The organism is Agromyces sp. NBRC 114283 (assembly GCF_030268405.1).
GTDB classification, from domain to species: Bacteria; Actinomycetota; Actinomycetes; order Actinomycetales; family Microbacteriaceae; genus Agromyces; species Agromyces mediolanus.
Genome location: NZ_BSQP01000001.1, coordinates 1,138,299 through 1,164,958 on the forward strand (window position 1 = coordinate 1,138,299; position 26,660 = coordinate 1,164,958).

The 26,660-nt window shown below is 71.4% G+C and carries 22 protein-coding genes; 15 read left to right on the plus strand and 7 right to left on the minus strand.

The genetic code is table 11. The features are described 5' to 3' along the window. Positions 1 to 23: 23 nt before the first annotated feature. Positions 24 to 2,162 carry an ABC transporter ATP-binding protein gene (locus tag QSJ60_RS05405; RefSeq protein WP_285462900.1) on the minus strand — a complete coding sequence of 713 codons (2,139 nt, stop codon included), beginning with the start codon at positions 2,160 to 2,162 and terminating at the stop codon, positions 24 to 26. Beyond that, entirely contained in the window at positions 2,159 to 3,892 is a 1,734-nt protein-coding gene (locus QSJ60_RS05410) for an ABC transporter ATP-binding protein (protein WP_285462901.1), read from the minus strand. The genes QSJ60_RS05405 and QSJ60_RS05410 overlap by 4 nt, the downstream gene beginning before the upstream one ends. Before the next feature lie 290 nt (positions 3,893 to 4,182). Between QSJ60_RS05410 and metH the strand changes: the two genes are divergently transcribed. Further along, complete coding sequence (gene metH, locus QSJ60_RS05415; protein WP_285465263.1) at positions 4,183 to 7,866, plus strand: methionine synthase; 3,684 nt, start codon at positions 4,183 to 4,185, stop codon at positions 7,864 to 7,866. 133 nt (positions 7,867 to 7,999) lie between these two features. Here the strand turns inward: metH and QSJ60_RS05420 are convergent, their stop codons facing one another. From QSJ60_RS05420 to QSJ60_RS05430, 3 genes are read right to left on the minus strand one after another with little or no spacing between them, the layout of a single operon-like run. Then, positions 8,000 to 8,773, minus strand: a complete 774-nt coding sequence (locus QSJ60_RS05420) for an ECF transporter S component (protein WP_285462902.1) — start codon at positions 8,771 to 8,773, stop codon at positions 8,000 to 8,002. After that, positions 8,770 to 10,812: an ATP-binding cassette domain-containing protein gene (locus tag QSJ60_RS05425; RefSeq protein WP_285462903.1), complete on the minus strand. Its 2,043-nt coding sequence runs from the start codon at positions 10,810 to 10,812 to the stop codon at positions 8,770 to 8,772. Before QSJ60_RS05425 ends, QSJ60_RS05420 begins: the two co-directional genes overlap by 4 nt. Positions 10,813 to 10,847: 35 nt before the next feature. After that, positions 10,848 to 11,387, minus strand: a complete 540-nt coding sequence (locus tag QSJ60_RS05430; protein ID WP_285462904.1) for a hypothetical protein — start codon at positions 11,385 to 11,387, stop codon at positions 10,848 to 10,850. Between the two features lie 118 nt (positions 11,388 to 11,505). On the opposite strand from QSJ60_RS05430, the gene QSJ60_RS05435 reads away from it, so the two are divergent. The 4 genes from QSJ60_RS05435 to QSJ60_RS05450 all read left to right on the plus strand — a co-directional run bounded on the left by QSJ60_RS05435 (position 11,506) and on the right by QSJ60_RS05450 (position 13,936). Then, complete coding sequence (locus QSJ60_RS05435) at positions 11,506 to 12,069, plus strand: hypothetical protein (protein WP_285462905.1); 564 nt, start codon at positions 11,506 to 11,508, stop codon at positions 12,067 to 12,069. Positions 12,070 to 12,089: 20 nt separating this feature from the next. After that, positions 12,090 to 12,860: a hypothetical protein gene (locus tag QSJ60_RS05440; RefSeq protein ID WP_285462906.1), complete on the plus strand. Its 771-nt coding sequence runs from the start codon at positions 12,090 to 12,092 to the stop codon at positions 12,858 to 12,860. 302 nt (positions 12,861 to 13,162) lie between these two features. After that, a complete protein-coding gene (gene cspE / locus QSJ60_RS05445; RefSeq protein WP_189083548.1) occupies positions 13,163 to 13,366 on the plus strand; it encodes a transcription antiterminator/RNA stability regulator CspE in 204 nt (67 codons plus the stop codon). A 165-nt stretch (positions 13,367 to 13,531) separates the two neighbouring features. Then, positions 13,532 to 13,936 (plus strand): TFIIB-type zinc ribbon-containing protein, encoded by a 405-nt coding sequence (locus tag QSJ60_RS05450; RefSeq protein ID WP_285462907.1) that lies wholly within the window; start codon positions 13,532 to 13,534, stop codon positions 13,934 to 13,936. A gap of 116 nt (positions 13,937 to 14,052) precedes the next feature. Here the strand turns inward: QSJ60_RS05450 and QSJ60_RS05455 are convergent, their stop codons facing one another. Continuing rightward, positions 14,053 to 14,472 carry a VOC family protein gene (locus QSJ60_RS05455; RefSeq protein WP_230763978.1) on the minus strand — a complete coding sequence of 140 codons (420 nt, stop codon included), beginning with the start codon at positions 14,470 to 14,472 and terminating at the stop codon, positions 14,053 to 14,055. Between the two features lie 201 nt (positions 14,473 to 14,673). Here QSJ60_RS05455 and QSJ60_RS05460 point away from each other — a divergent pair, with 201 nt between their 5' ends. The 7 genes from QSJ60_RS05460 to QSJ60_RS05490 all read left to right on the plus strand — a co-directional run bounded on the left by QSJ60_RS05460 (position 14,674) and on the right by QSJ60_RS05490 (position 19,355). Next, a complete protein-coding gene (locus tag QSJ60_RS05460; protein WP_285462908.1) occupies positions 14,674 to 15,108 on the plus strand; it encodes an ArsR/SmtB family transcription factor in 435 nt (144 codons plus the stop codon). After that, complete coding sequence (locus tag QSJ60_RS05465; protein ID WP_285462909.1) at positions 15,105 to 15,575, plus strand: SRPBCC family protein; 471 nt, start codon at positions 15,105 to 15,107, stop codon at positions 15,573 to 15,575. The genes QSJ60_RS05460 and QSJ60_RS05465 overlap by 4 nt, the downstream gene beginning before the upstream one ends. Before the next feature lie 166 nt (positions 15,576 to 15,741). Beyond that, positions 15,742 to 16,149, plus strand: coding sequence for a hypothetical protein (locus QSJ60_RS05470; protein WP_285462910.1), 408 nt, complete (start codon positions 15,742 to 15,744; stop codon positions 16,147 to 16,149). Between the two features lie 177 nt (positions 16,150 to 16,326). Next, entirely contained in the window at positions 16,327 to 17,511 is a 1,185-nt protein-coding gene (locus QSJ60_RS05475; RefSeq protein WP_285462911.1) for a carboxylate-amine ligase, read from the plus strand. Positions 17,512 to 17,587: 76 nt separating this feature from the next. Further along, the gene (locus QSJ60_RS05480) at positions 17,588 to 17,875 is read left to right on the plus strand and encodes a hypothetical protein (RefSeq protein ID WP_189083555.1); all 288 of its coding nucleotides are present in this window, start codon (positions 17,588 to 17,590) and stop codon (positions 17,873 to 17,875) included. Continuing rightward, positions 17,875 to 18,396, plus strand: a complete 522-nt coding sequence (locus QSJ60_RS05485) for a DUF6328 family protein (protein WP_189083556.1) — start codon at positions 17,875 to 17,877, stop codon at positions 18,394 to 18,396. Before QSJ60_RS05480 ends, QSJ60_RS05485 begins: the two co-directional genes overlap by 1 nt. 35 nt (positions 18,397 to 18,431) lie before the next feature. Further along, positions 18,432 to 19,355: an AEC family transporter gene (locus QSJ60_RS05490; protein ID WP_285462912.1), complete on the plus strand. Its 924-nt coding sequence runs from the start codon at positions 18,432 to 18,434 to the stop codon at positions 19,353 to 19,355. 42 nt (positions 19,356 to 19,397) lie between these two features. Here the strand turns inward: QSJ60_RS05490 and QSJ60_RS05495 are convergent, their stop codons facing one another. After that, a complete protein-coding gene (locus QSJ60_RS05495) occupies positions 19,398 to 21,422 on the minus strand; it encodes a hypothetical protein (RefSeq protein WP_285462913.1) in 2,025 nt (674 codons plus the stop codon). Positions 21,423 to 21,803: 381 nt separating this feature from the next. On the opposite strand from QSJ60_RS05495, the gene QSJ60_RS05500 reads away from it, so the two are divergent. From QSJ60_RS05500 to QSJ60_RS05510, 3 genes are all read left to right on the plus strand, one after another. Continuing rightward, a complete protein-coding gene (locus tag QSJ60_RS05500) occupies positions 21,804 to 24,284 on the plus strand; it encodes a DEAD/DEAH box helicase (protein ID WP_285465265.1) in 2,481 nt (826 codons plus the stop codon). Between the two features lie 238 nt (positions 24,285 to 24,522). Further along, on the plus strand, positions 24,523 to 24,972 hold the full coding sequence (locus tag QSJ60_RS05505; protein WP_230763995.1) for a hypothetical protein: 450 nt from the start codon (positions 24,523 to 24,525) through the stop codon (positions 24,970 to 24,972). 372 nt (positions 24,973 to 25,344) lie between these two features. Continuing rightward, positions 25,345 to 26,655 (plus strand): HNH endonuclease signature motif containing protein, encoded by a 1,311-nt coding sequence (locus QSJ60_RS05510; RefSeq protein WP_285462914.1) that lies wholly within the window; start codon positions 25,345 to 25,347, stop codon positions 26,653 to 26,655. Positions 26,656 to 26,660: the final 5 nt, after the last annotated feature.

The window sequence follows — 26,660 nt, forward strand, 5'->3', positions numbered from 1 at the left end:
GGCGTTCCGCATACAGCGAGCGACTAGCTCGTCTCGGCGGAACCCGCCGAGCGCTGGGCCGAGGCCGGAGCCCCGCCCTGGACCTCGGCGGTCTCGCCGCCCTCGCCGTCGACCGACTCGTCGTCGGCGTCGCCCGTGACGACGGTGCCGTCGCCGAGCGCCGCCTCGGCGTCGAGGTCGGTGGCCGCCTGCTCGAACTGCGAGTTGTAGAGGCGGTAGTACGCGCCCTTCTTCTCGATCAGCTGCTCGTGGTTGCCCTGCTCGACGATGTCGCCGTGCTCCATCACGAGGATGAGGTCGGCGTCGCGGATCGTCGAGAGCCGGTGCGCGATCACGAAGGAGGTGCGTCCCTCGCGGAGCGCCGCCATCGCGTTCTGCAGCAGCAGCTCGGTGCGGGTGTCGACGGAGCTCGTCGCCTCGTCGAGGATGAGCACCGAGGGTTGCGACACGAAGGCGCGGGCGATCGTGATGAGCTGCTTCTCGCCGGCGGACACGTTGGCGGCGTCCTCGTCGAGCACGGTGTCGTACCCGTCGGGCAGCGAGTGCACGAAGCGGTCGACATAGGTGGCCTTCGCTGCCGCGACGATCTCGTCGTCGCTCGCCGACTGCCGGCCGTAGCGAATGTTCTCGCGGATGGTGCCGGCGAACAGCCACGGGTCCTGCAGCACCATGCCGGTGCGGGCGCGGACGTCGTGCCGGGTGAGCTCGGCGATGTCCTGACCGTTCAGCAGGATGCGGCCGCCGTTCAGCTCGTAGAACCGCATGATGAGGTTCACGAGCGTCGTCTTGCCGGCGCCCGTCGGCCCCACGATCGCGACCGTCTGCCCGGGTTCGACCCGGAACGAGAGGTCGCGGATGAGCGGCCGGTCGGGGTGGTACGCGAACGAGACGTGCTCGAACTCGATCGTGCCGTCGCCGACGGCCGGAGCGGGCGCATCGGCCGCGTCGGCCTCCTGCTCGTCCTGGTCGAGCAGCTCGAAGACGCGCTCGGCCGAGGCCGTGCCCGACTGCACCACGGCGGCCATGCCGCCGAGCTCCGAGAGGGGCTGCGTGAACTGCTGCGAGTACTGGATGAACGCCTGCACGTCGCCGAGCCGCAGCTGGCCGCCGGCCACCATGAGCCCGCCGAGCACCGCGATGCCGACGTAGGTCAGGTTCCCGATGAACATCATGCCGGGCATCATGATGTTCGAGAGGAACTGCGCCTTGAACGAGGCCCGGTAGAGCTCCTCGTTCTCGGCCTTGAACGCCTCGAGGCTCGACTGCTCGCGACCGAACACCTTGACGAGCGCGTGGCCCGAGAACGACTCCTCGACGCGGGCGTTCAACCGGCCGACCTTGCGCCACTGGATGCCGAAGGCCTTCTGCGACTTCGGGCCGATGATGCCGAAGATCACGGCCATGAGCGGCAGGGACACGAGGGCGACGAGCGAGAGCTGCCACGAGATCGAGAACATCATGATGAGCACGCCGACCACGGTGAGCACCGCGGTGAGCGCTCCGGAGAGCGACTGCTGCATCATCTGGGTGATGTTGTCGATGTCGTTCGTCACGCGCGAGATCAGCTCGCCGCGCTGCACCTTGTCGAAGTAGCTGAGTGGCAGGCGGTTGATCTTCGCCTCGACCTCTTCGCGGAGGCGCCACATGGTGCGCACCATGATGACGTTGATCACGTAGCCCTGGAGCCAGGTGAGCACCGCCGCCGCGAAGTACAGGCCGAGCACGAGGATGATGACCTGGCTGAGGCGCACGAAGTCGATGCCCTCGCCGGGGACGACCCCGGCCGCGGCGACGATGTTCGCGATCTCCTCCTGGCCGGCCGCCCGGAGCTGCTCGACGGCCTGCTCGGTCGTCGTTCCCGCCGGGAGCTGCGAGCCGATGACGCCGGCGAAGACGAGGTTCGTCGCCTCGCCGAGCACCTTCGGGCCGAGCACGGTGAGCACCACGCCGACCGCGCCGAGGAGCGAGACCAGGGCGAAGGCGTACTTGTGCGGGGCCAGGAGGCCGAGGAGCCGGCCGAAGGACTGGCGGAAGTTCTTCGCCTTGCCGGGCGCGACCGCCCCCGACCAGTCGTCGGCGGAGATGCGGGCCTGCTCGGCGAGCTCGAGTTCGAGCTTCTCCTCCTCGCTGAGCTCCGGCTGCTGCGGGGTCGTGCGGGTCATCGTGCGGCCTCCACTCCGAGCTGGGATTCGACGATCTCGCGATACGTCTGGCACGTCTCGAGGAGCTCGGCGTGCGTGCCGACGCCCACCATGCCGCCGTCGTCGAGGACGACGATGCGGTCGGCGTCGGTGATCGTGGAGACGCGCTGCGCGACCACGATCTTGGTGACCTCGGGGAGCTCCCGCCAGAGCGCCTGGCGGAGCCTCGCGTCGGTCGTGAGGTCGAGCGCCGAGAACGAGTCGTCGAAGACGAGGATCTCGGGCGCGTGCACGATCGCGCGGGCGATCGCGAGCCGCTGCCGCTGCCCGCCCGACACGTTCGTGCCGCCCTGCGCGATGCGGGCGTCGAGCCCGCCCGGCATCTCCTCGACGAAGTCACGGCCCTGCGCGATTTCGAGCGCGTGCCAGAGCTCCTCGTCGGTGGCGTCCTCGCGGCCGAAGCGCAGGTTCGAGCCGACGGTGCCGCTGAACAGGAAGGGACGCTGCGGCACGAGGCCGATCGTCTGCCAGAGCGCGTCGAGGTCGGCGCGGCGCACGTCGACGCCGTTCACGACGACCTCGCCGCTCGTCACGTCGAAGAGCCGCGGGATGAGTGAGATGAGCGTCGTCTTGCCGGCGCCGGTGGAGCCGACGATGGCGACGGTCTCGCCGCGGGCGGCGCTGAAGGAGATGCCCTCGAGCACGGGGTGCTCGGCTCCGGGGTAGGTGAACGCCGCGTCGCGGAAGGTCACCGTGCCGGTCTCGGCGAACTCGCTCACGGCGTTCGCCGGGCGCTCGAGCGAGGTGTCGGCGTGCAGCACCTCGCCGATGCGGTCGGCCGAGACCGCCGCGCGCGGGATCATCATCGTCATGAAGCTCGCCATGAGCACGCCGCCGAGGATGATGCCGATGTACTGCATGAAGGCGAGGAGCGTGCCGATCTGCACGCCGCCCTGGTCGACCTCGATCGCGCCGAACCAGATCACCGCGATGGTGGTGACGTTCAGGATCAGCATGAAGAGGGGGAAGAGCAGCACGAAGAGCGAGCCGACCTTGCGGCCGACGATCATGATGTCGGTGTTCGCCTCGCGGAAGCGCTCCTCCTCGATCGGCTCGCGCACGAAGGCGCGGATGACGCGGATGCCGGTGAGCTGCTCGCGCATGACGCGGTTCACGCCGTCGAGCTTGCGCTGGTAGGAGCGGAACAGCGGCACCATGCGGCCGATGACGAGCGCGGCGAGCACGAGAAGGGTCGGCACCGCGACCCCGATGATCCAGCTGAGCCCGACGTCCTGCTGGAGCGCCATGATGATGCCGCCGATCGCGAGCAGCGGTGCCGTCACGAGGAACGTCGCCGCCATCATCGCGAGCATCTGCACCTGCTGCACGTCGTTCGTGTTGCGGGTGATGAGCGAGCCGGGGCCGAACTTCGACACCTCGCGCTCGGAGAAGCTCGAGACGCGCTCGAAGACGTCGTTGCGGATGTCGCGGCCGAGCTGCATGGCGGCACGGGCGGCGAAGTACGTGGCGATGATCGAGCACAGGATCTGGCCCAGGGAGATCGTGAGCATGAAGGTGCCCGTCGACCAGATGTACGCGGTGTCGCCGCGGGACACGCCCTCGTCGACGATGTCGGCGTTCAGGCGCGGGAGGTAGAGGCTCGCGAGGGCGGAGAGGAACTGGAACACCAGCACCCCCAGCAGGAGCCATTTGTATGGTTTGAGGTATCTGACGAGCAGCTTTGCAAGCACGGGAGACTCCGGGGTTCGATCGTGTCGGTGCGGAGGGACGCTCCATTGTGCAGCGCCCCGCCGACATCCGCGTACGCGGTCCGCGAACGCGAGGAAAATCACGATATATCGCGTTCGACGAGGAGTCACGATATATCGTGTTTAGAAATCCCGCAACCGCCGCTCGGGGGAGGCGGCGTCGTCCCGGGGTACCATCTCCGTTCCGACCGGCATCCCAGCGCCGGCGCAGCACGGCGACGCATCCGCGCCCGGCGTCGGACCGTCCGATTAGACTCGCCCGCGTGACCGGCCTGACCACCGCCCCGGGCGCGCGAGCGCCGCGTTTCCCCCTCGATGTCGAGGCGGTGCCCCGCACGGTGCGCGCCGAGGCGCTGCTCGACGCGCTGCGCGCGCGGGTCGTGATCGCCGACGGCGCGATGGGCACCATGCTGCAGCAGCACGAGCTCTCCCTCGACGTCGACTTCGAGGGCCACGAGGGGTGCAACGAGATCCTGAACGCGACCCGCCCCGACGTCATCGGCGGCATCCACGACGCCTATCTCGCCGTCGGCATCGACGCCGTCGAGACGAACACCTTCGGCGCGAACTGGTCGAACCTCTCCGACTACGGCATCGACGACCGCATCGCCGAGCTCGCCGAGTCGGGGGCCCGCATCGCCCGCGAGCGCGTCGAAGCCGCCGAGCGCGCCGACGGCCGCCTCCGCTGGGTGCTCGGCTCGATGGGCCCCGGCACGAAGCTGCCGAGCCTCGGCCACACCACGTACGAGCACCTCAAGCAGACGTTCGCCCTGCAGGCCGAAGGCCTCATCGACGGCGGGGCCGACGCCTTCCTCGTCGAGACCTCGCAGGACCTGCTGCAGACGAAGGCCGCGGTGAACGGCTGCAAGCAGGCGATCGTCGCCCGCGGCATCCGCCTGCCGATCCTCGTCGAGGTGACCGTCGAGACCACCGGCACCATGCTCATGGGCTCCGAGATCGGCGCCGCGCTCACCGCCCTCGAACCCCTCGGCGTCGACGCGATCGGCCTGAACTGCGCCACCGGCCCGGCCGAGATGAGCGAGCACCTCCGCCACCTCGCCAAGCACTCGCCCGTGCCGGTCGCCTGCATGCCGAACGCCGGCCTGCCCGTGCTCGGCGCCGACGGCGCGCACTACCCGCTCACGCCGACCGAGCTCGCGACGGCGCACGAGCAGTTCGTGCGCGAGTTCGGCCTCGCCCTCGTCGGCGGCTGCTGCGGCACGACGCCCGAGCACCTCGCGGCGGTCGTCGCGCGGCTCCGCTCCGACGCCCCGACGGGCGCCGCCACCGCAGCGGATGCCTCGGCGCCGGTCGTCGGCGAGGCATCCCGTCGCCCGCGCATCGAGCCCGGCGTCGCCTCGCTCTACCAGCACGTCCCCTTCGACCAGGACGCCGCGTACCTCGCGATCGGCGAGCGCACCAACGCGAACGGCTCGAAGGCCTTCCGCGAGGCCATGCTCGAGGGCCGCTACGAGGACTGCGTCGAGATCGCGAAGCAGCAGACCCGCGTCGGCGCCCACCTCCTCGACGTGTGCGTCGACTACGTCGGCCGCGACGGCGTCGCCGACATCCGCGAGATCGTCTCCCGGCTCGCGAGCGCCTCGACCCTGCCGCTCGTCGTCGACTCCACCGAGCCCGCCGTGATCGCCGCCGGCCTGGAGCTCATCGGCGGCCGGCCCGTGGTGAACTCGGTCAACTACGAGGACGGCGACGGCCCCACCTCCCGCTTCGGCCGCATCATGCCGCTCGTGAAGGAGCACGGCGCCGCCGTCGTCGCCCTCACCATCGACGAGCAGGGGCAGGCGCGCACCGCCGACGACAAGGTGCGCATCGCCACCCGCCTCGTCGAGGAGCTCACGGGGGAGTGGGGGCTGCACGAGCACGACATCGTGCTCGACGCGCTCACCTTCCCGATCGCCACCGGTCAGGAGGAGACCCGGCGCGACGCGATCGAGACGATCGAGGCGATCCGCCGCCTGCACGAGACGTACCCGGGGCTGCACTTCACCCTCGGCGTCTCCAACGTCTCCTTCGGGTTGAACCCGGCCGCGCGCAGCGTACTCAACTCCGTCTTCCTGCACGAAGCGGTCGAAGCGGGCCTCGACTCCGGCATCATCGACGCCGCGAAGATCGTGCCGCTCGCCTCGCTCTCGCCCGAGCAGCGCGAAGTCGCCCTCGACCTCGTCTGGGACCGCCGCGCCTTCGACGCCGAGGGCAACGTCACCTACGACCCGCTCGCCCGCATGCTCGACCTCTTCGCCGGCGTCGACACCGCCGCGCTCCGCGACCAGCGCGCCGCCGAGCTCGCCGCGCTGCCCGTCGGCGAACGCCTCGAACGCCGCATCGTCGACGGCGAGGGCAAGGGGCTCGAAGCCGACCTCCAGCTCGCGCTCGCCGACGGCATGACGGCGCTCGGCATCATCAACGACCACCTGCTCGAGGGCATGAAGGTCGTCGGCGAGCGCTTCGGCGCGGGCGAGATGCAGCTGCCCTTCGTGCTGCAGTCCGCCGAGGTCATGAAGAACGCGGTCGCCCTGCTCGAACCGCACATGGAGAAGGCGAATGCCGCGGGCAAGGGCCGCATCGTCCTCGCCACCGTGCGCGGCGACGTGCACGACATCGGCAAGAACCTCGTCGACATCATCCTGACGAACAACGGCTACGAGGTGATCAACCTCGGCATCAAGCAGCCCATCGCGGACATCATCGCCGCCGCCGAGCAGCACGACGCCGACGTCATCGGCATGTCCGGGCTGCTCGTGAAGTCCACGGTCGTGATGAAGGAGAACCTCGAAGAGCTGAACGCCCGAGGTTTCGCGAAGCGCTGGCCCGTCATCCTCGGCGGGGCGGCCCTCACCCGCACCTACGTCGAGGACGACCTCGCCGGCCTCTTCGACGGCGAGGTCCGCTACGCCCGCGACGCCTTCGAGGGCCTCGCCCTGATGGAGCCGCTCGTGCGCATCGCCCGCGGCGCCGACCCCGCCGAGGTGGGGCTGCCTGCGCTGAAGAAGCGCATTCACTCCGCCGGCTCGCGGCTGACGCTCACCGAGCCCGATGCGATGCCCGCGCGCTCCGACGTCGCGCGCGACAATGCCGTGCCCGCCCCGCCGTTCTGGGGCACTCGCATCGTGCGCGGCATCGCGCTCGCCGACTACGCCGCGTTCCTCGACGAGCGGGCGACCTTCCTCGGCCAGTGGGGCCTGAAGCCCGGACGCGGCGAGGGCGGCGCGAGTTACGAGGAGCTGGTCGAGCGCGAGGGGCGGCCGAGGCTCCGGTACTGGCTCGACCGCATCCTCGCCGAGGGCATGCTCGACGCCTCGGTCGCGTACGGCTTCTTCCCCGTCGTCTCCGAGGGCGACGACGTCGTAGTCCTGCACCACGGCGACGATCCGCAGGGCGTGCTGGGGCATCCGGGGCTGCTCGCGCCCGACGGCGGCTCCGGCGGCGTGCTCGGCGCGGATCGTCTGCGCTTCCACTTCCCCCGGCAGCGCCGCGACCGGCACCTGTGCCTCGCCGACTTCGTGCGGTCACGGGAGTCCGGCGAGGTCGACGTGCTGCCCGTGCAGCTCGTCACCGCGGGCGCGAGCATCGACGCGGTCACCGCGAAGCTCTTCGCCGAGAACCGCTACCGCGACTACTACGAGCTGAACGGCCTCGTCATGCAGCTCACCGAGGCGCTCGCCGAGTTCTGGCACGCGCGCATCCGGGCGGAGCTCGGCTTCGCCGCCGAAGACCCGGCGGATGCCGCGGGCCTCTTCAAGCTCGAATACCGGGGTGCGAGGTTCTCGCTCGGCTATCCCGCGTGTCCCGATATGGAGGACCGCCGCAAGGTCGTCGAGCTGCTGCGCCCCGAGCGCATGGGCGTCGAGCTCAGCGAGGAGCTGCAGTTGCACCCCGAGCAGTCGACGGATGCCTTCGTCTTCCACCACCCCGAGGCGAAGTACTTCTCCGTCTGACTGGTTCCCTGAGCTCGTCGAAGGGTTGGTTCCCTGAGCTCGTCGAAGGGCGCTTCGACGAGCTCAGTGAACCACTGGGGCGCCTCGACAGGCTCAGCGAACCAGGCTCAGCGACCCACGCGGCGCACCGCGCTCAGCGCAGCGCGTCGCGCGGCAGCTTCGCCCGGCGCAGCGCCGCCAGCACGGCCGGGCCGGCCACCGCCAGACCGATGACCGTCGTGATGGCGCGCAGCGTGTCCCAGCTCGCCGTCGAGGTGATGAGCGAGTACAGCAGGAAGCTGCCGAGGTTCTCGCCGAGCGTCGCGCCCGGCTCGTACGAGATGCCCGCGCCGGTGCCGACGGCGAACGGCCAGTACCAGAAGTTCATGACGAGCCCGAAGGCGTACGAGGCGAGCACGCCGTAGCCCGCGAGCATGGCGATCTCGGCGAGCTTCGCCCGCGGTCCGCGGAGGCGGGGGAGGAGCCCGGCCCCGGCACCGACCCAGCCGCAGGCGAACATCTGGAACGGCGTCCACGGCCCGAAGCCGCCCTGCAGCGTCGAGGACAGCAGGATGACGAACACGCCGAGCAGGAAGCCGAACCGCGCCCCGTACGCCCGGCCGGCGAGGATCAACAGCACGAACACCGCCTCGATCCCGCCGACGCCGGTGCCGACGACCCGCACCGCGGCCCCGACGGCCGTGAGCGTGCCGAGCAATGCGAGCACCTTCGCCGAGCGCACGCTGCCGTCGAGCACGAACACCAGGGTCACTGCGGCGAGCGGCGCGAGGGCGAGGGCGACGATGGGCACCGCGCCCTGCGCCTCCGTGGGCACCGCCGGAGCGAACAGCGGCCAGGCGAAGGCGGTCGCGGCGAGCAGGTGCCCGCCCCAGACGAGCGGGGTCTGCACCCGGGGGCTCCACTTCACGAGTGCACCGCCGTCCGCAGGGCGCCGGCGCCGAGCCGGCCGTCGCGCATCTCGACGGTGCGCTCGGCGAGCTCGCTCGCGAACGCGTGGTCGTGGGTGGCGATCGCGACCGCGCGGCCTTCTCCGGCGGCGGTCCGGAGCGCTGCCGCCACGAGCGATCTGGCCCGGGCGTCGAGGCCGCGGGTCGGCTCGTCGATGAGCAGCACCGAGGCATCCGCCGCCAGCTGGATCGCGATCGCGAGGCAGCGCCGTTCGCCGGTCGAGAGGTCGCGCGGATGGCTCGCCAGCAGTCGCGCGGCGGTGGCGCTGCCTCCGCCGGTGCCGCCGTCGGCGCCGAGGAAGGCGAGGAAGCGGGCGCGCGTCGTCCCGCTCGGTGCGCCGGCTTCGCGGTCGGCCCGTCGGCACTCCTCCTCGGCGCTCGTCGCGCACAGCAGGTCGTCGGATGTCTCGGGCACGAGCGCGACCGCCGCGCGCCTGGCACGCCGGCGCAGCCGGGCGACGTCGATGCCGTTCACGCGGACCGCGCCGGTCGCCTTCGGCAGCGCGAGGGCGAGCAGCAGGGTGGACTTGCCGGCGCCGTTCGGCCCGGCGAGCGCCACGATCTCGCCGGCGCAGAGATCGATGGATGCCTCGTCGACCGCGACCCGGCCGCCGAGCACGACGTGGATGCCGCGGGCTTCGAGTCGCGCCTCGCCGCCAGATCGGGCAGCCCTCGTCGCGGCGCCCGTCGTAGCCGCAGCGCGGTCGTCGCTCGAGGCATCCTCGCCCGCCGGTGCGAGCCCCGCGCCGGTCGCGACGCGGACGACCCGGCCGTCGCGGAGCTCGAAGCGGGCGTCGGCGACGGCGGCGAGCTCGCCGACGCGGTGCTCGGCGACGACGACGCAGACGCCGTGCTCGTGGGCGAGGGAGCCGAGCAGGGTGCGGATCCGCAGCCGCGCCTCGCGGTCGAGGTCGGCGAGCGGTTCGTCGACGAGGAGGATGCGCGGGCGTTCGACGAGCGCGGCGGCGATCGCGACGAGCGTCGCCTCGCCGGCGGAGAGCGCCCGGATGTCGCGTCCGAGCAGCGCCGTCACGCCGACGCGTGCCGCGGCCTCGGCCACGCGGGCCGCGACGATCGAGGCGACGACGCCGCGTGCGGTCGGGGCGAAGCCGATCTCGTCGGCGACGGTCTCGCTCGCGAAGCCGATCCGGGGGTTCTGCAGCACGACGCCGATGAAGCCGGCGGTCTCCCGAGGCGGCACCGTACGGCGGTCGACGCCGCCGACGCGGGCGAAGCCGTGCAGCTCGCCGTCGTCGAAGTGGGTATGCAGGCCGCTCAGCGCGTGCAGCATCGTCGACTTGCCGGAGCCGGTCGGACCGCTCACGAGCACGAGGCTGCCGGCGGGGACGACGAACTCCTCGACGGCGAGCGTCCAGCCCTCGACGGGCGCACCGGGGTCGGCGTCCGCGGCATCCGCGCACGCCCCGTAGGCGAGCACGACGTCGCGGAACTCGATCGGGGTCGCCCTCCCGGCATCCACCGAGCGCTGCGCGCCGAAGCCGCGCACCTCCATCGCGGCCGCGATCGCGACGGCGCGTTCGACGGTGCGCTCGAGCAGGGGGACGAGCAGGGCGGCGGCGCCGCGGGATCCGCGGAGCTTCCGGGCGAGCGCAACCTGGCGGACGGCGTCGCCGAGCGCGGGGACCGTCGCCCAGGCGATGACGAGGGTGCGCGCCGCGCCGCGAAGGGGGCCGCCCCGCGCCCCGCGGGCGAACAGCTTCGACAGGTCGACGCAGGCATTGACCGCCCCGAAGGTGAAGATCACGGCCGCGATGGGCAGGGCGCTCTCGACCGAGTTCCAGAGGCCGCCGCTCGTGATCGGGCCGAGCATCGTGACGTGCGCGAACGGCGCGGGCAGGCGCACCACGGGCAGATCGACGAGCACGGTCCCGCTGCCGTCGACCCCGTGGAAGAGGATGCGGTACAGCACGCGCACGACGATGAATCCGATCGCGAGGATCGCGGCGTGCCGCAGCGGTGCGGCTCGGAATCGGAACACGGCGTGGCTCGTGGAAGTCGAAGGCGCCGGCGCGATCACTCCGCGGGGGCGGCCGGTTCGTCGTTCAGCGTGAAGAGGAGCTCGACGGCGTCGCCGGGCTGCAGTTCGAGGGTGCTGAGGCCCTCCTGCGCGTAGCCCCACTCGCCGCCGGCCGGCTTGTGCCAGAGCGCCCAGTAGGCGAACGCGGCCGGCATCGACTCGCAGCTCTCGTAGTATTCGCTGCCGTCCGCGGCCGGGATCGCGAGGTCCTGCTGGGGCACGCCGTTCACCCGGCACACGACCTGGTCGCCGTACTGCGCGGTCCCCTCGGTCTCCACGCCGGCACGGGCGAGCGCGTCGGCCGCGATCATCGGATCTTCGGTGACCACGCAGCTGTCGATCGAGGCGTCGTCGGCGAGCTCGAGGTCGCCGGTGTCGACGACGACGGTGATGCCGCCGCAGGTCCCGGTCGCGGGCTCGGTGGCTGCGGCGTCGGTGGCGGAGGGCGAGGGGGCGGGCTGCCCGGTGCAACCGGCGAGCGCGAGCGCCGTCAGGGCGGCCGCGGCGAGCAGGGAGGCGCGGATGGGGGAGGTCACGCTCCAAGCGTAGGGGCGGCAGAGGTCGGATGTCGCGCTGCGACGCGCAGGGATGCGGTGGATGCGGGCCTGTGGACAGTCGGCCGCCCCGGCGCGCGGTGTCGCCTAGCGTGCAGGGATGCCTCGAACTCGCCGAACCGTCGTCGCCGCCGCCGCGGTGGCCTTCGGGCTGGTCGCCGCGCTCGCCGGGTGCGACGCAGGGCCGGTCGACCCGACCTCGTCGCCACCCCCGTCGCCGGCGCCGCCGATTTTCGCGAGCGATGAAGAGGCCCTCGCCGCCGCCGAAGCGGCGTATGCAGCATATGCGGCGGCATCTGCGGCAATCGGTTCGGAGGGTGGTGCCGGAGTGGAACGGCTTCGTGAGCTAGTTGACATTGAGCTGTATGAGCAGTCGGTCCAGGAGTTTCAACAATTCGAGCAACTGGGGCTTCGTTCAGAAGGAGCCTCGACCGTCAAGAACGTAGTGATCGCGGACAACCGCACCATGGGCGATCAGGTGTTTCTGAGTGCATATCTCTGTCGGGACGTCTCCGAAGTCCGCATCCTCGGTCCGGCTGGCGACGATGTAACTCCGCAGGATCGCGATGACCTGCAGCCGTTGCTCGTGGCCTTTCAGGGCAATCGGGAGCGGCTGGTGATCTCGCAGATCGAGTCTTGGGAGGACAAAGCACTTTGCGAATAGCGGTCCGTGCGATCTGTGCCATGTCGCTCCTCGCCCTTGCGAGCACGTCGGGAGGAGGAGACTGGTCAGAGCTCGCTGGCTGGATTGGCAGTGAGGCTGGCGGACGTGAAGCGGTCAACATCGCTGCGGAAATCGAGTCAGGCGGGGAGCCGGCCGAACCGCTCCGACTCTGGGACGAAGCGAGCGACACCCCGTCGCCCGCAACCACCCCACCCCCGCCGATGAACTGCAGCCCGATGAACCCGGCGATCTGCGCGGTTCCGCAGAGCGAGGAGCCGCCGCCGTCGGATCCGGCGCAGCCCGAGCCGACGTTGACCCTTCGCGACGTCGCCTCGTTCAGCCCGGGCCCGTCGGGGCTCGCGAGCGAGCCGTCGGGTTGGGCGATCGTGGGGCGGCCGGTGAACCTCATCGCCGAAGCGGGCCCGGTGACGCGGGCGGGCGCGCTGCTCGGCAGGCCCGTCGAGGTCGCGTTCACCCCGGTCTCCTTCGAGTGGACCGCATCGAGCGGCGAGCGCGTCGTGGCCGGTTCTGCGGGACACAGCTGGAACGAGCTCGGCCTGCCTGCGCTCTCCAGCACCGACACCTCGCTCCGTTTCGAGCAGCCGGGGCGCGCCACTGTTCGGCTGTCCGTGCAGTACTCGGCCGAGTACCGCTTCGCGGGATCCGGATGGCGCGGCATCCCCGGCACGCTGTCGGTCGAGGCCGGCGAGCTGGAGTTCCTCGTGGGCACGTTCCGAACCGTCCTCACCGATGGCGACTGTCGGGCGAACCCCGACGGACCGGGCTGTTGATCGATGTCACACTCCGACACACAGCCGAATCCTGTGCCGATTCGTGATGTGGAGAGTCTTCCGATCGAAGACACAGGTGGGCTATGTTAGCCAGTACTCCAACCCAGCGGGCGTCCGCCCGTGCCTCCATGTTGATTGCCCGGGGGCGGATCCATCCGTGCGGCATGACCCGATTCGAGTGCGGCCGCCAGCAGCGTTCCGCCTCGGCCCCCGCGGGGCATCCGCGGAGCGCGACGACCGGTCCGGTCGCCTGCGCAGGGCGGGCACGAGCCGCCCATAGGCACGAACGAAGGAAACACAGCATGGCAACCGGAACCGTCAAGTGGTTCAACGCCGAAAAGGGCTACGGCTTCATCTCCCCGGACGACGGCAGCGCTGACGTCTTCGCGCACTTCAGCGCGATCGACGGCAACGGCTACCGCTCGCTCGACGAGGGGCAGAAGGTCGAGTTCGACGTCGCGCAGGGTCAGAAGGGCCCGCAGGCGGAGAAGATCCGCGCGATCTGATCTCGGCACCGAACGATCTGGACGCCGCGGGGTGGATTCCCCGCGGCGTTCGTCGTTCCCGGCTGCGAAGCCCGAGCGCCCCAGCGTCAGCACAGCTTGGGCCAATACGCTCACGGGAATCGGATCGCCCGGTCCGGCGACACGCACCTGGGAGGAATCAGTCTGATGCAGTGCCCCGTTGACGGCGCCGTGCTCGTGATGAGCGAGCGCAGCGGAATCGAGATCGACTACTGCCCCACCTGCCGCGGCGTCTGGCTCGACCGCGGCGAGCTCGACAAGATCCTCGAGCGCGCCGGCCGCGAACTGGGCGCGCAGGCCGCGCCGCAGCAGGCCACGCACCAGCCGGCGCCGCCGCAGCAGCCCCAGTACCAGCAGCCCCAGTACCAGCAGCCTCAGTACCAGCAGCCCGCCCAGCAGGGTGGCCAGAACCCGATGGACCTGCTGCGCCAGATGACGGGCCAGGGGCAGGGCTACGATCAGCGGGGCTCCGACTATGACCGCCGCGGCTACGACCAGGGCCACTACCGCAAGAAGAAGAAGGAGAACTGGCTCTCCGAGCTCTTCGACTGAGCGAGTCCGCGCGAGAGGGTCGTTTTTCCGACGCTGAGACGCCCGGTTGGGGCGGCGGATGTCGGGAAACGACCCTTTCGCGTCAGCGAACGCGCCTGCGCTGCGCTGCGCCGGCGCTACGCCTGCGCGCTGCCCGAGATGTTCACGACCCAGCTGATCCCGAAACGGTCGACCAGCATGCCGAACGCGTCGCCCCAGGGCGCGACGACGAGCGGTTCGACGACCGTGCCGCCGTCGACGAGCCGGTCGTAGTAGCCGCGGAGCACCGCGTCGTCGTCGCCCGACACGGACACGGCGAACCCCGCGGCGGGCCGGTACTCCAGGTGCGAGGGCGTGTCGGCGGCCATGATCGTGACGCCGTGGTCGCCGTCGATCTGGCCGTGCATGATCTTGTCGGCGTCGGCCGGATCGTCTGATTGGCCGAAGTCGGCGAACGTCGACATGTTCAGCGTGCCGCCGAACACCGAGTGATAGAACTCGAGCGCCTGCCGGGCGTCGTGGTGAAAGTGCAGATACGGGTTCAGTGTGACGGTCATCGCTGCTCCTTCGATCGGATCGGACTTCGCGCCGATTCTGCTCCCCTCGTGGGACGCACGCGAGGGGCGCGTGCGAATTCGGGCCGAAGAGTTCGGAAGATCGCTTGACGTGCAGGATGCCTCGGCGTATCTTAATCAACAACAAGGTTGATCAACAAAAAGGTTGATCAAGCGAGCCGGATCAACGAGAGGAGGCACGAGATGATCCTGGACCCGACGTCCGACGACCGCCTCGACCGCGCCTTCCTCGCCCTCGCCGACCCGGTGCGCCGCCGCATCGTCGCCCGCCTGAGCCGCGGGCCGGCGACGGTCAACGAGCTCGCCGAGCCGTTCTCCATCAGCAAGCAGGCGGTGTCGAAGCACATCCAGGTGCTCGAGCACGCCGGGCTCGTCACGCGCTCGCGCGACGCGCAACGCCGGCCCGTGCACCTCGACCCCGCCGCCCTCGAAGCCCTCACCGCGTGGATCGACCGCTACCGGCTGATCCACGAGCAGCGGTTCCGTTCGCTCGACGCGCTGCTCGCCGACGACTCGCCAACGGGCGGGTCGACTCCACACACGCGGGATGCCTCGGCCGAGGCATCCGACCAGGGCGCCGGCTCCGCCGGCCCCGCACCTGAATCGAGACCATCATGACGAACCCCGTCACCATCACCGCTCCGGAGGGCCTGCCCTTCATCGACATCGTGCGCGAGTTCGACGCTCCGGTCGAGCGCCTCTTCCGCGCGCACCGCGAGCCCGAGCTCGTGAAGCAATGGCTCGGGCCGAACGGCTACGAGATGCAGATCGAGCAGTGGGACTTCGTGAGCCACGGCGGCTACCGCTACGTGCACGTCGACGGGCAGGGCGAGCGGTACGCGTTCCACGGCAGCTTCCACTCCGTGCGCGAGAACGAGCTCGCCGTGCAGACCTTCGAGTTCGAGGGCTACCCCGACATCGTCGCCATCGAGACGATCCGGTTCGAGGACCTCGGCGACGGCCGCACCCGGCTCGTCATCCACTCGGTCTACCCGAGCGTCGAGTCCCGCGACGGCATGATCGCGAGCGACATGGAGCGCGGCCTCACCGAGGGCTACGCCCGCCTCGACGACGTCGTCGCCTGACCCGTCGGAGCAGCGCCGCTGGGGCCCCTGAAGGCGTCTCAGCGGCGCACTCGTCTCCGCTTCAGCGGTACCCGGCACCCCCGTTCGCGTCACCCGGCGACCAACCTCGCTCAGGGCATTGCGCGCCGCCCCCCGACGGGGTCATCATGTCCCGGGGAGGGTTGCGATGGGGTGGGACTCGAACGCGGAGCGATCGGCGGTGCGCCTCGTCGGAGCGCCGCCTCCGCCGCCAGGCGAGTTCGGCGTCGCAGAGGATGCCTCGGTGTCCGTGCTCGGACGACTCCCCGTGGATTCCCTCGTCGACGCGCTCGCCGATTCGCCCAGGGTGGTCCCCTGGGAGGCCGACGTGGTCGTCGCGGTCGTCGACGACGAGCGATCGCTGCACGGCCTGCCGGGATGGCTCCGCGAGTGCGGCGTGGTCGCCCCGGTCTGGGTCGTGCACGGCGGCGTGCAGGGCCCGGCGCCCGGTGCCGACGCGGTGCGCGGCGTCATGCGCGACGCCGGCTACGGGGCGCTCGCGGTGAGCCGCGTCACCGCGGCCTGGTCGGCGACGCGCTTCGCGATGCCCGCCTGAGCCGGCGCGCGCGGAGACCGAGCGGTCGCCGGAGCCGGAGTGTTCGCCCGGCCGCGTGATCGCGCGCGATCGCATGCGGCGCGCATCCCGTCAAGCCCGTGCGGCGAGGACGGAGGCGGGGTAGACCGGACGGTGGGGGTCCATCGCCGCGGCTCCCGTGACCGAACGGAGTCGCCGATGACCGGGTTCGACCCAGTGCCCACGGAGGCCCCCGCGTGGACGGCGCCCCCGGCGCCGCGGCTCGGCATCGAGGAGGAGTTCGCCCTCGTCGTGCCACGCACCCTCGAGCCCGCGAACGCTGCGGCGGCCGTCCGCGAGCGGCTGGACGAGGTGAGCCTGCCCGGATCCCCCCGCATCGAGGGGGAATTCCTCGCGCATCAGCTCGAGTACGCCACCCCGGTCTGCGACGACGCGAGGGCCGCGGCGCCCCTCCTGCTGCGCGCCCGGCGCGAGCTCGCCGCCGCGGCCGCCGGACTCGGCCTCGGGGTCGCCTCGAGCGGCACGCTGCTGCACGAGGCGGACTCGCCGGAGCCCGCCGACGGCGCCAGGTACCGTCGCATCGCGGCCGACATCCGCGGCATCCTCGACGACCATCAGGTCTGCGGCATGCACGTCCACCTCGGCTACGACGACCCTGAGCAGCGGGTCGAGGCGCTGAACCGCCTGCGCGGCTGGGTGCCGCTGCTGACTGCGCTCGCCGCCAACTCGCCGTTCTGGCGCGGCCGCGACACCGGCTTCGCCAGCTGGCGCACCATTCTCCTGCGGCGCTGGATCTCGATCGGGGTGCCGGCACCGTTCGCCGACTTCGCTGACTACACGGGCCGCCGCGCGCAGGTGCTCGCCGCCGTCGGCGACGACGACGCGGCCCTCGTCACCTGGACGGTGCGTCTCTCGCACCACCTGCCCACGATCGAGCTGCGCTTCGGCGACGCGCAGCTCGAGGTGCGTGACACGGTCGCGATCTGCGGCTTCGTCCGGCTCATCGCGGCGCGGATGATGCGGATGCCGCAGCCGCCGCCCGCGATCGACTCCGATGTCCTGAACACGGCGGTGTGGACGGCGGCGCGCGACGGGCATGCCGCGCGCGTCCCGCATCCGCTCGGCGAGGGCGTCGCCCCGCTCCCGGCGCTCGTGGAGTGGGCGCTCGACTGGTGCGGATCGCCGGGCTCCGTGGCGCGCGACATCCGCTCCCTTTTGGCCCGGGGATCGGGGGCCGAGCGGCAGCGCCGCGCCTACGTCTCCGGCGGGCTGGCCGCGCTCGGCGCGACCGTCGCCGCCCACCACGGGCCGCTCCGCACGTCCGGGCTAGCACCGGCCACCGATGGGGTCAAGCCCGATGCGGCCGAGGCGGCGGTGGAGTAGCTTCATTCTGCCGAGGGCGGCGTGGCGCGTCGTGCTCGGATCGGGGAACACCACATCGGGGAACAAGGGGAGCGACATGACCATCGAGGCACCGCAGCCCATCAGCGCGAGACGCGCAGAGCTTCCGACCATCGGCGCGAGGCGCGCCGAGCTTCCACCCATCGGCATCTGGTGGCCGATGCTCGAGCCCACCCTGCAGCGCGAGATCCTGGAGCACCCCAGCGCCCCGCTGCGCCGAGCGGTGGTCCGCCGGATCTACGAGCTCTGCGAGCTCGAACGATTCCCGATGCGCGACTTCGTGCGGCTGAACGAGAACGAGCGCGCCTACCTCGCCGGCTGGACGCACACCGCGGCCTGGGAGTGATGACGGCCCATCCGAGCGGCGCCGGAACCGATCCGGATGTCGACGCCGATCCAGCCGACGGCCGTTCCGAGACGGCCACCGAGCGGTACGACCGCAACTGGAACGAGCTCCTGCAAGAGCTCAGGGCGGTGCAGACGGGGACGCAGATCCTCTCGGGGTTCCTGCTCGCGGTCGCCTTCCAGCCGCGCTTCGAAGAGCTCGATCCCTACGCCCACACGCTCTACCTCTGCCTCGTCATCGCCGCGGGCCTCGCGACGCTGCTGGGGCTCGCGCCCGTGATGCTGCATCGCGCGCTGTTCCGGCAGCACGCGAAGCAGCGCCTCGTGCGCACGGCCAACCGCCTGCTGATCGCCCAGATCGCCGTCGTGTCCTTCATCGCCGCGGGCGTCACGGGGCTCATCTTCGATGTCGCCGCCGGCCGCGAGATCGGGGTGCTCGCGCTCTGCATCGCGGCGGTCGTCGTCGTCGGATTCTGGTCGATCATGACGTGGACGGGATGGCGCGCACGGCTCGACCCGTAGGCTCGGCGTGTGGATGACCCGACGGGACCGGCCGCATGATCGGCGTGCTCACCGGCTTCGTCGTCATCGCGCTCGCCGTCGTCGTCGGCTGGATCACCGCGCGGTCGGGCCTGTTCGGGCCCGAGGCCCGGCCGGTGCTCGCGAAGCTCACGTTCAACGTGCTCGCGCCGTTCCTGCTGTTCTCGGTGCTCGCGACCGCGAACGTCCGGCAGCTGTTCTCGACCCTGCTGCCGGTCTCCGCGATCGCGGCCGCGACGATGATGCTCCTGTTCGGCCTCGTATCGATGCTCCTGCTCCGCCGCCGGCTCGCCGACACGGTGATCGGTTCGCTCGCCTCCGGCTACGTCAACGGCAACAACATCGGCATCCCGATCGCGGTGTACATGCTCGGCGACGCGGCGCTCTCGGTGCCGATCGTGCTGCTGCAGCTCCTGCTCTTCGCGCCGGTCGCCCTCGCAGTGCTCGGCGCGGTCGTCGAGCAGCGCACCTCGGTCGCCGCGATCGTGCGGGGCACCCTCACCAACCCGATCATCGTGGGTTCGCTCGCGGGAGTGCTCGTCGCCGTCAGCGGCATCGAGCTGCCGCCGATCGTGCTCGACCCGATCGAGCTCATCGGGCACGCGGCCGTGCCGCTCATGCTCATCTCCTACGGGATGTCGCTGCACGGCCGACGCCTGCTCGCGCCGGGCGGGGCCCGCGTCGAGGTGTTCATCGCGGCCGGGCTGAAGCTCCTCGCCATGCCGGTCGTGGCGTGGGCGCTCGGCCGCTTCGCCTTCGGCCTCGACGACGCCGCCCTCTACGCGGTCACGGTGCTCGCGGCGCTGCCGACCGCGCAGAACGTCTTCAACTACGCGCAGCGCTACGAGACCGCGGAAGTGCTCGCGCGCGACACGATCTTCGTGACCACGGTGGGTGCGGTGCCGGTGCTCACGGTCATCGCGCTGCTGCTCGGCACCTGAGGCTCAGCCGGCCTCGTCGTCGCCCGATTCTCAGCCCGAGTCTCAGCCCCGCCAGCCGTGGAGCACGCGGGCCCAGAACCGCGACCACGCCGTCGTCGGCGTGAGGAGGCGACGGCGCGCGGCGAGCTCGTCCCGGTAGGCGGAGCTCGCGAGCGCCCGGCCGATCGTCATCGGCGGCGGCAGCTCGGCGGTCGCGCTCGCGCCCGGGGCGACGCGGCGGGCGGGGACGACCACCGGCGAGGGGGCGAAGCGCGGCTCGGCGATGACGAACGCGGCGACGAGCCCGATGCCGAGCCCCCAGGTCCACAGCGCCGTCGCGGGAAGCGGCGGCGTCGTCCAGGCGGCGATCGCGCACCAGACGGTGACCGCGGCGGCCGCGACGTAGCCGACGCGGGGGAGCGCGGTCAGCACGAGCCACCGCCGCGCCTCCATGGGGCAGCGCTGCCAGACGAGCGAGCGCTGGGTGAATCCGTTCAGCAGCTGGTTCAGCCAGATCAGCAGGGCCGCGACGAGGGCGGCCGCGATGAGCCATCCCCAGTCCGTCAGTCGGCCGTCGTCGACGAGCCAGGCGAGCGAGCTCAGGGCGTCCTCCGCCGGCGCGCCCGTGAAGACGCCGGCGACGGCGCCGACCGCGAGGGCGACGGTCCGGACGAGCCACGCGAAGGCGGCGGATGCGGCGGGCAGCCCGGGCAGGATCGCGGCCGTGACGAGGGCCGCGAGCAGGTTGGTGCCGAGCGACTTCTTGTCGATCACGGCGAGCCGGTTCTCGAGGTACTCCACCTCGGCGGGCCGGGCGGCGAGCGCGGGGCCGAGCAGGTGCCTGGCGGTCGGATCGACGACCTGCACGACGTTGCGGGAGTACTCGCTGTGATCGAGGAACGGCTGGCTCGTGTTGTGCACCGCGTGCTCCTCGGGGCCGAGCGCGGCGTCGCCCGGTCTGGGGAAGTACGCGGCGCGCCACCGTTCGCGCGCCGCGCGCCGGCTGTCGGCGATCGGCCCGGCGGAGAAGGGGTCCCAGACGGCCCAGTGGTTCGCCCAGGCGACCGGGCGCTCGGGAGATGCGCCGATCCAGTTGGCGACGGGTGCGTAGCGGTCGCTGCGGCCGCGCCAGTTCTCGCGGCCGAGCAGCACGACGGCCGCGCCGACGGTGGTCAGCCGGCGCACATTGAACGTCGCGGGGTCGAGCTCCTCGAACAGTGCGAACGTCGCCACTGCGGCGCCCTGCGAATGCGCGAAGAGGTGCACGTCCCCGTCGTCGCCGACGAGCTCGCGGGCCCGGGCGAGAGCGTCGCGCACGACGAGCCGCATCGCGGAGGCCCGCACCGGCCGTTCCTTCCACGCCGCCACGTCGCCGATCGAGCCGACCAAGGCGTCGAGCACGCCCTGGGCGAGTTCCTTGAACCAGGGGATCAGCAGCAGCGGGCTGAGCAACGGCAGGACCGGGGTGAGCATCACGCCGAGCAGGACCACGCCGAGCCAGACGGCCGCGAACACCACGGTGAGCACCGCGACCCGGACGACGTCGACGATCGCGGTGAGGGCGCGGCCGAGCAGCAGTCGATCGTGCGGCGGGCGCTGATGCTCGACGAGCGTCAGCCAGGGCAGCATGACGAGGGTCTGCCGGAAGAGCCCGAGCATGCGGGTGAGCGCGCGCCACATGAACGGCACCGCCCAGCGGAACACCTGCGCGCGCGACATCGGCACGAAGGACTCCGACCAGCGCGCCTCGACGATCGCGATGCGGCGCAGGGTGGTCTCGGCATCCACCACGGCGCCGTCCTCGACCCGACCGGTGCCCCGCGTCGGGAACGCGACCGTCGCCGTCACGATCGGCACCTCGCCCGTGAGCTCCGAGTCGACGATCGTCACCCCGTGCTCGTCGCGGCCGCCGATGATGCGGTCGCGGGCGATCCAGTCCATCCGCTCGAGGAGCGGCTCGGCCCACTCGAGCAGGATCTGGCTCGTGTACGCGCTGCCCATCCCGTGCACGACGACGAGCGCGCTGTCGAACGCGCCGGGCTCCGGCGACTTCGCCGACTCGCGGCCGGCGTCTTCGGCGATGAGCATCGCGGTCTCCTCTCGGGCAGGCGGGCTGAGCGAACGCTACTGGCGGGGCGGATGAACCGGCAAGCACGTCGCCCCGGGCGCCGCCTCAGGGGCGACTTCAGGGCCACCCCTGAGGCGGCGCGCTCGCGGCCGGCCATAGCGTGAGCAGTGGACCGCACCCCGCCGTGACTGCAGGGGGAACTGATTCCGGCGGGTGCGTCCGCTGAGAGCCGGCCCGATCGCGACCCGAACCGCGGTCATGGGCCGGCTCCCCCCGTTCCGGCACGGAGGGGGCCAAGCCGGGACGGGGCAGCGCCGTCCGGCCACCGGTCGTCGTGACAGACTCGACGGGTGACCGACGCGCTCCTCGACCTCGTCCCGCGGCCCTACGACGCGGACGCGATGTACGACGCCTTCGTCGGCTGGGCCGAGTCGCGCGGCTTCGCGCTCTACCCCGCGCAGGACGAGGCGGTCATCGAGATCGTGTCCGGCGCGAACGTCATCCTCTCCACGCCCACCGGGACCGGCAAGTCCCTCGTCGCGGTCGCGGCGCACGCGACCGCGGTCGCGAAGGGCGGGCGCAGCTACTACACGGCGCCGATCAAGGCGCTCGTCTCCGAGAAGTTCTTCCAGCTCGTCGACGTGTTCGGCGCGGCGAACGTCGGCATGGTCACCGGCGACAGCTCGGTGAACGCCGACGCGCCGATCGTGTGCTGCACAGCGGAGATCCTCGCGAACCTCGCGCTCCGCCGCGGCGCGGAGGCCGACGTCGACCAGGTCGTGATGGACGAGTTCCACTACTACGGCGACCCCGAGCGCGGCTGGGCCTGGCAGGTGCCGCTGCTGCTGCTCACGAAGGCGCAGTTCGTGCTCATGTCGGCGACGCTCGGCGACGTCACGGCGATCGCCGAGGACCTGTCGGCGCGCACCGCCCGGCCGACCGCCGAGGTCACCGGCGTCGAACGTCCGGTGCCGCTCAGCTTCTCGTACGCGAAGACGCCCGTGCAGGAGACGGTCGAGGAGCTGCTCGAGACCCGGCAGGCGCCCGTCTACATCGTGCACTTCTCGCAGGCCCAGGCGATGGAACGGGCGCAGGCGCTCTCGTCGATCCGCGTCGTCACCCGCGAGCAACGGGACGAGATCGCCGAGGCGATCGGCGGCTTCCGCTTCACGACGAGCTTCGGCAAGACGCTGTCGCGGCTCGTGAGATCGGGCATCGGCGTGCACCACGCCGGGATGCTCCCGCGCTACCGCCGCCTCGTCGAGACCCTCGCTCAGCGCGGGCTCCTGCGCGTCATCTGCGGCACCGACACGCTCGGCGTCGGCATCAACGTGCCCATTCGCAGCGTGCTCATCACCGCGCTCGCCAAGTACGACGGCCAGCGCATGCGGCACCTGAGCGCCCGCGAGTTCCACCAGATCGCGGGGCGCGCGGGGCGCGCCGGCTACGACACCGCCGGCACCGTCGTCGTGCTCGCGCCCGAGCACGAGATCGAGAACGAGCAGGCCGTGCGCAAGGCCGGCGACGATCCGAAGAAGCTCAAGAAGGTCGTGCGCAAGAAGCCGCCCGCCGGGCAGATCAGCTGGGGCGAGGGTGCCTTCGAGCGGCTCGTCGCCGCGCAGCCGGAGCCGCTCGTGCCGCAACTGCAGCTCACCGCCGCGATGCTCATCAACGTCATCGCCCGCGGCGGCGACGTCGCCGCCAACGTCGCCGCGCTCGTCTTCGACAATCACCAGCCCCGGGCTCGTCGCTTCGAGCTCGCGCGTCGTGCCCTCGGCATCCTGCGCACCCTGCGGGACGCCGGGGTCGTGACGCTCTCGCCCGATGCCGACGGGACGGCCCTCGGCGTCGAGATCCGCCTCGAGGTGGAACTCCAGCCGAACTTCGCCCTGAACCAGCCCCTCTCGCCGTTCGCGCTCGCCGCGATAGAACTGCTCGACGCCGAGACGAGCGAGCAGGGCACCGGCCACTACGCCCTCGACGTGGTCTCGATCATCGAGTCGACGCTCGACGACCCGCGGCCGATCCTCTCGCAGCAGGAGTTCCGCGCGCGCGGCGAGGCCGTCGCGGCGATGAAGCAAGAGGGGATCGAGTACGAGGAGCGGATGGCGCGCCTCGAGGACGTCACGTGGCCGAAGCCGCTCGAGGAGCTGCTCACGCACGCCTTCGAACGCTTCGCGGCGAGCCAGCCCTGGGTGCGCGACTTCGAGCTGCGGCCGAAGACCGTGGTGCGGGACATGTTCGAGCGCAGCATGTCGTTCGGGGAATACGTCGCGCTGTACCAGCTCGCCCGGAGCGAGGGGCTCGTGCTGCGGTACCTCTCCGACGCGTTCCGCGCTATCCGGCAGACCGTGCCGGAGGAGGCGAAGAACGAGGAGCTGCTCGACCTCATCGAATGGCTCGGCGAGCTCGTGCGCCAGGTGGACTCGAGCCTCGTCGACGAGTGGGCCGAACTGATCGACCCCGCCGCGCACCTGCCCGAGGACGAGGCGCCCGTCGTGCCGCCCGCGCCGCCCTCGGTCGTCACGAACCGGCGGGCGTTCACGGTGCTCGTGCGGAACGAGCTGTTCCGGCGCGTGCAGCTCGCCGCCCTCGATCGGGAGGAGGAGCTCGTCGAGCTCGACCCCGACGCCGGCTGGCCGGACGCCCTCGACGCCTACTACGCCGAGCACGATGCCATCGGCACCGGACCCGCCGCGCGCTCGCCTCGACTCGTCACGATCGACGAATCGGATGCCTCGGCCGGGATCTGGCGCGCCGAGCAGACCGTTGACGACCCCGCGGGCCACCACGACTGGCGGATTCGCGCCGTCGTCGATCTCGAGGCGTCGGCCGAAGCAGGCACGGCCGTGCTCGGCGACGTGGCGTTCGTGCGGTTGTAGGCGTGCGGTCGAGCGTGGGCGCGGGCGCGGGCGTGCAGCCGTGCCTGGGGGTGCGGTCGTGCATGGGCGTGTGGTCGTGCCTGGGGGTGCGGCCGTGCATGGCCGTGCAGCCGTCCCCGGGCGTGCAGCCGTACCTGCGGCTGGAGCCTTGACTGGGCGTGCATCACGGCTTGCCGTTCGCTGCACAGTCCCGCGCTCGGCCTTTCATCCGTCCTTCGTTCGCGCCTAGCGTCAGGACATGGCGCGCATCGACGAACTCCTGAACACGACCCTCCCGCTGCTCGACGTCGTCTGGACCGACGAAGGCGAAGCCGCCGGAATCCCCGACCCGGACAACATCGGCGAGGGGTTCGAGCTCGTCGGCCGACTGACGCAGGCCGAGAGCACGATTCACATGACGCACGTCTGGATCACCGAGGTCGATCAGGAGACGCCGTGGGTGCGCGAGCACGTGCACGACTACGACGAGGTGCTCACTTGGACGGGCAGCGACCCCGAGAACCCCCGGGATCTCGGCGCCGAGATCTATCTCGAGATCGAGGGTGAGCGCCGCATCATCACGACGTCCGGCTCCGCCTTCATCCCCGCGGGCGTCAAGCACTGTCCGCTCGGATTCATCCGCGTCGACCGCCCGTTCACGTTCAGTGCGTTGTCGCTCGCGCCGGAGTACGCCTCGCGCCAGGGGTAGGCGGTGGGCGCGCCCTTCCCTTGGCTCGGCTGGGGGAGTTCTGCATGTTCGGGGCCCTTCTCTCAGCTGTCTGGATGGTGTCCGGGGCGGCGTCGCGCGGTGATCGGTCGCTTCGTCACCCCGGTGCGTGCGAGACAGCCTCGCTGACTCGCTCGCCCGCGCCTAGCCCGAAGTGGCGCGATCTCGAAGTGGCGCGATCGTCGAACAGAGCTTCGAATCTCGTGGCCGGTTTGGGACGATGGAGGCATGACGAACTCCAGCACCGCTCCGGCGGCACTCGCCGCGTTCAGTGCGGCCGCCTCCGCCGTCGAGGCGGTGTGGCAGGGTGCGCTCACGCGTGCGAGCTCGCAGCCCGAGGGCGATGTGCGAGCGATGAGCGACGACGGATTGGTGCGGGTGGCCGAGGCGATCGCGGGCCTTTCCCGGCTCGCGGAGTCGCTGCAGGCGAGGGTGGCGGCCGAGCTCGACGATCGCTGCAGCGGCATCGCCGGCGACGACCTCGCGAAGGCGCGAGGCTTCACCACGCCCGAGCGGCTGATCGCACACCTCACTGCTGGTCGATACGTCGAGGCGGCCCGGCTCGTCGCGGTCGGCCGCGCCACGGCTACGCGCTCCTCCTTCACGGCCGAGCTGCTGCCGCCGAAGCGGCCTTCGCTGGCGCGTGCGCTTCACGACGGTGTCGTGGGTATCGAGGCGGCCGACGTGATCCGGCGGTTCCTCGACCGGGTCGAAGTGCGAGCCGACCCCGAGGAGCTCGCGGCATCCGAGGCGTTTCTCGTCGAGCGTGCCCCGGTCGTCGGGGTCGACGGCCTGGGCCTGCTCGTGAAGCGGCTCGAAGCGCGGCTCGATCCCGATGGCGTCAAGCCGCGCGAAGACGAGCTGCGCGCCAGGCGCGGGCTCCGCATCTGGCAGGACCGAGCGGGCATGGTCAATGTGCGCGGCGCATTCGACCCAGTGAGCGGCGCCCTCGTGAAGTCCGCGATCGACGCGCTCGTCAGCGCCGAGCTGCACCGCGCGCGCGACGCCCGGGCTCCACGGCCAGCCGAGACGGAGGGCGATCAGGCGACGTCGGAGACACGCACGGTCGCGCAGCTGAATGCCGATGCGCTCACTGATCTCGCCCGCCACGCCCTGGGCTGCTCCAACGTTCCGACGCTCCGCTCCGTGACGGTCGTGGTCCGTGCCGATGCCGAGGCGCTCGCCGCCGGGCGGGGTGCCGCATCCATCGACGGCATCGAGCAGCCGGTCTCATTGGAAACGGTCCGAGAGCTCATCAGCTCGGCGGGCATCTCGCCCATGCTGATCGGTCGAGGGGAACTGCCCCTCAAGCTCGGCCGCTCCGCCAGACTCTTCACACCCGCGCAGAAAGTCGCACTCGCCGAGCGTGACGGCGGATGCGCCTGGCCCGGATGCATGCGGCCGCCGAGCCATACTGAAGCGCACCACATCGCGTGGTGGAACCGCGACAGCGGACCGACCGACCTCGACAACGGCATCCTGCTCTGCAGCCACCACCATCATCGGGTGCACGACGACGGCTGGATCATCCGAGTCCGCGACGGGCGCAGCTGGTTCGTTCCACCCGCGCACCTCGACCCCGAACAGAGACCAAGGCTGGGCAATCGCGCAGTGGTGCCTGTGTTCAGTCGCCGTCGGCCAATGCGTGCATCGGCGGTGGCGTGAGATGC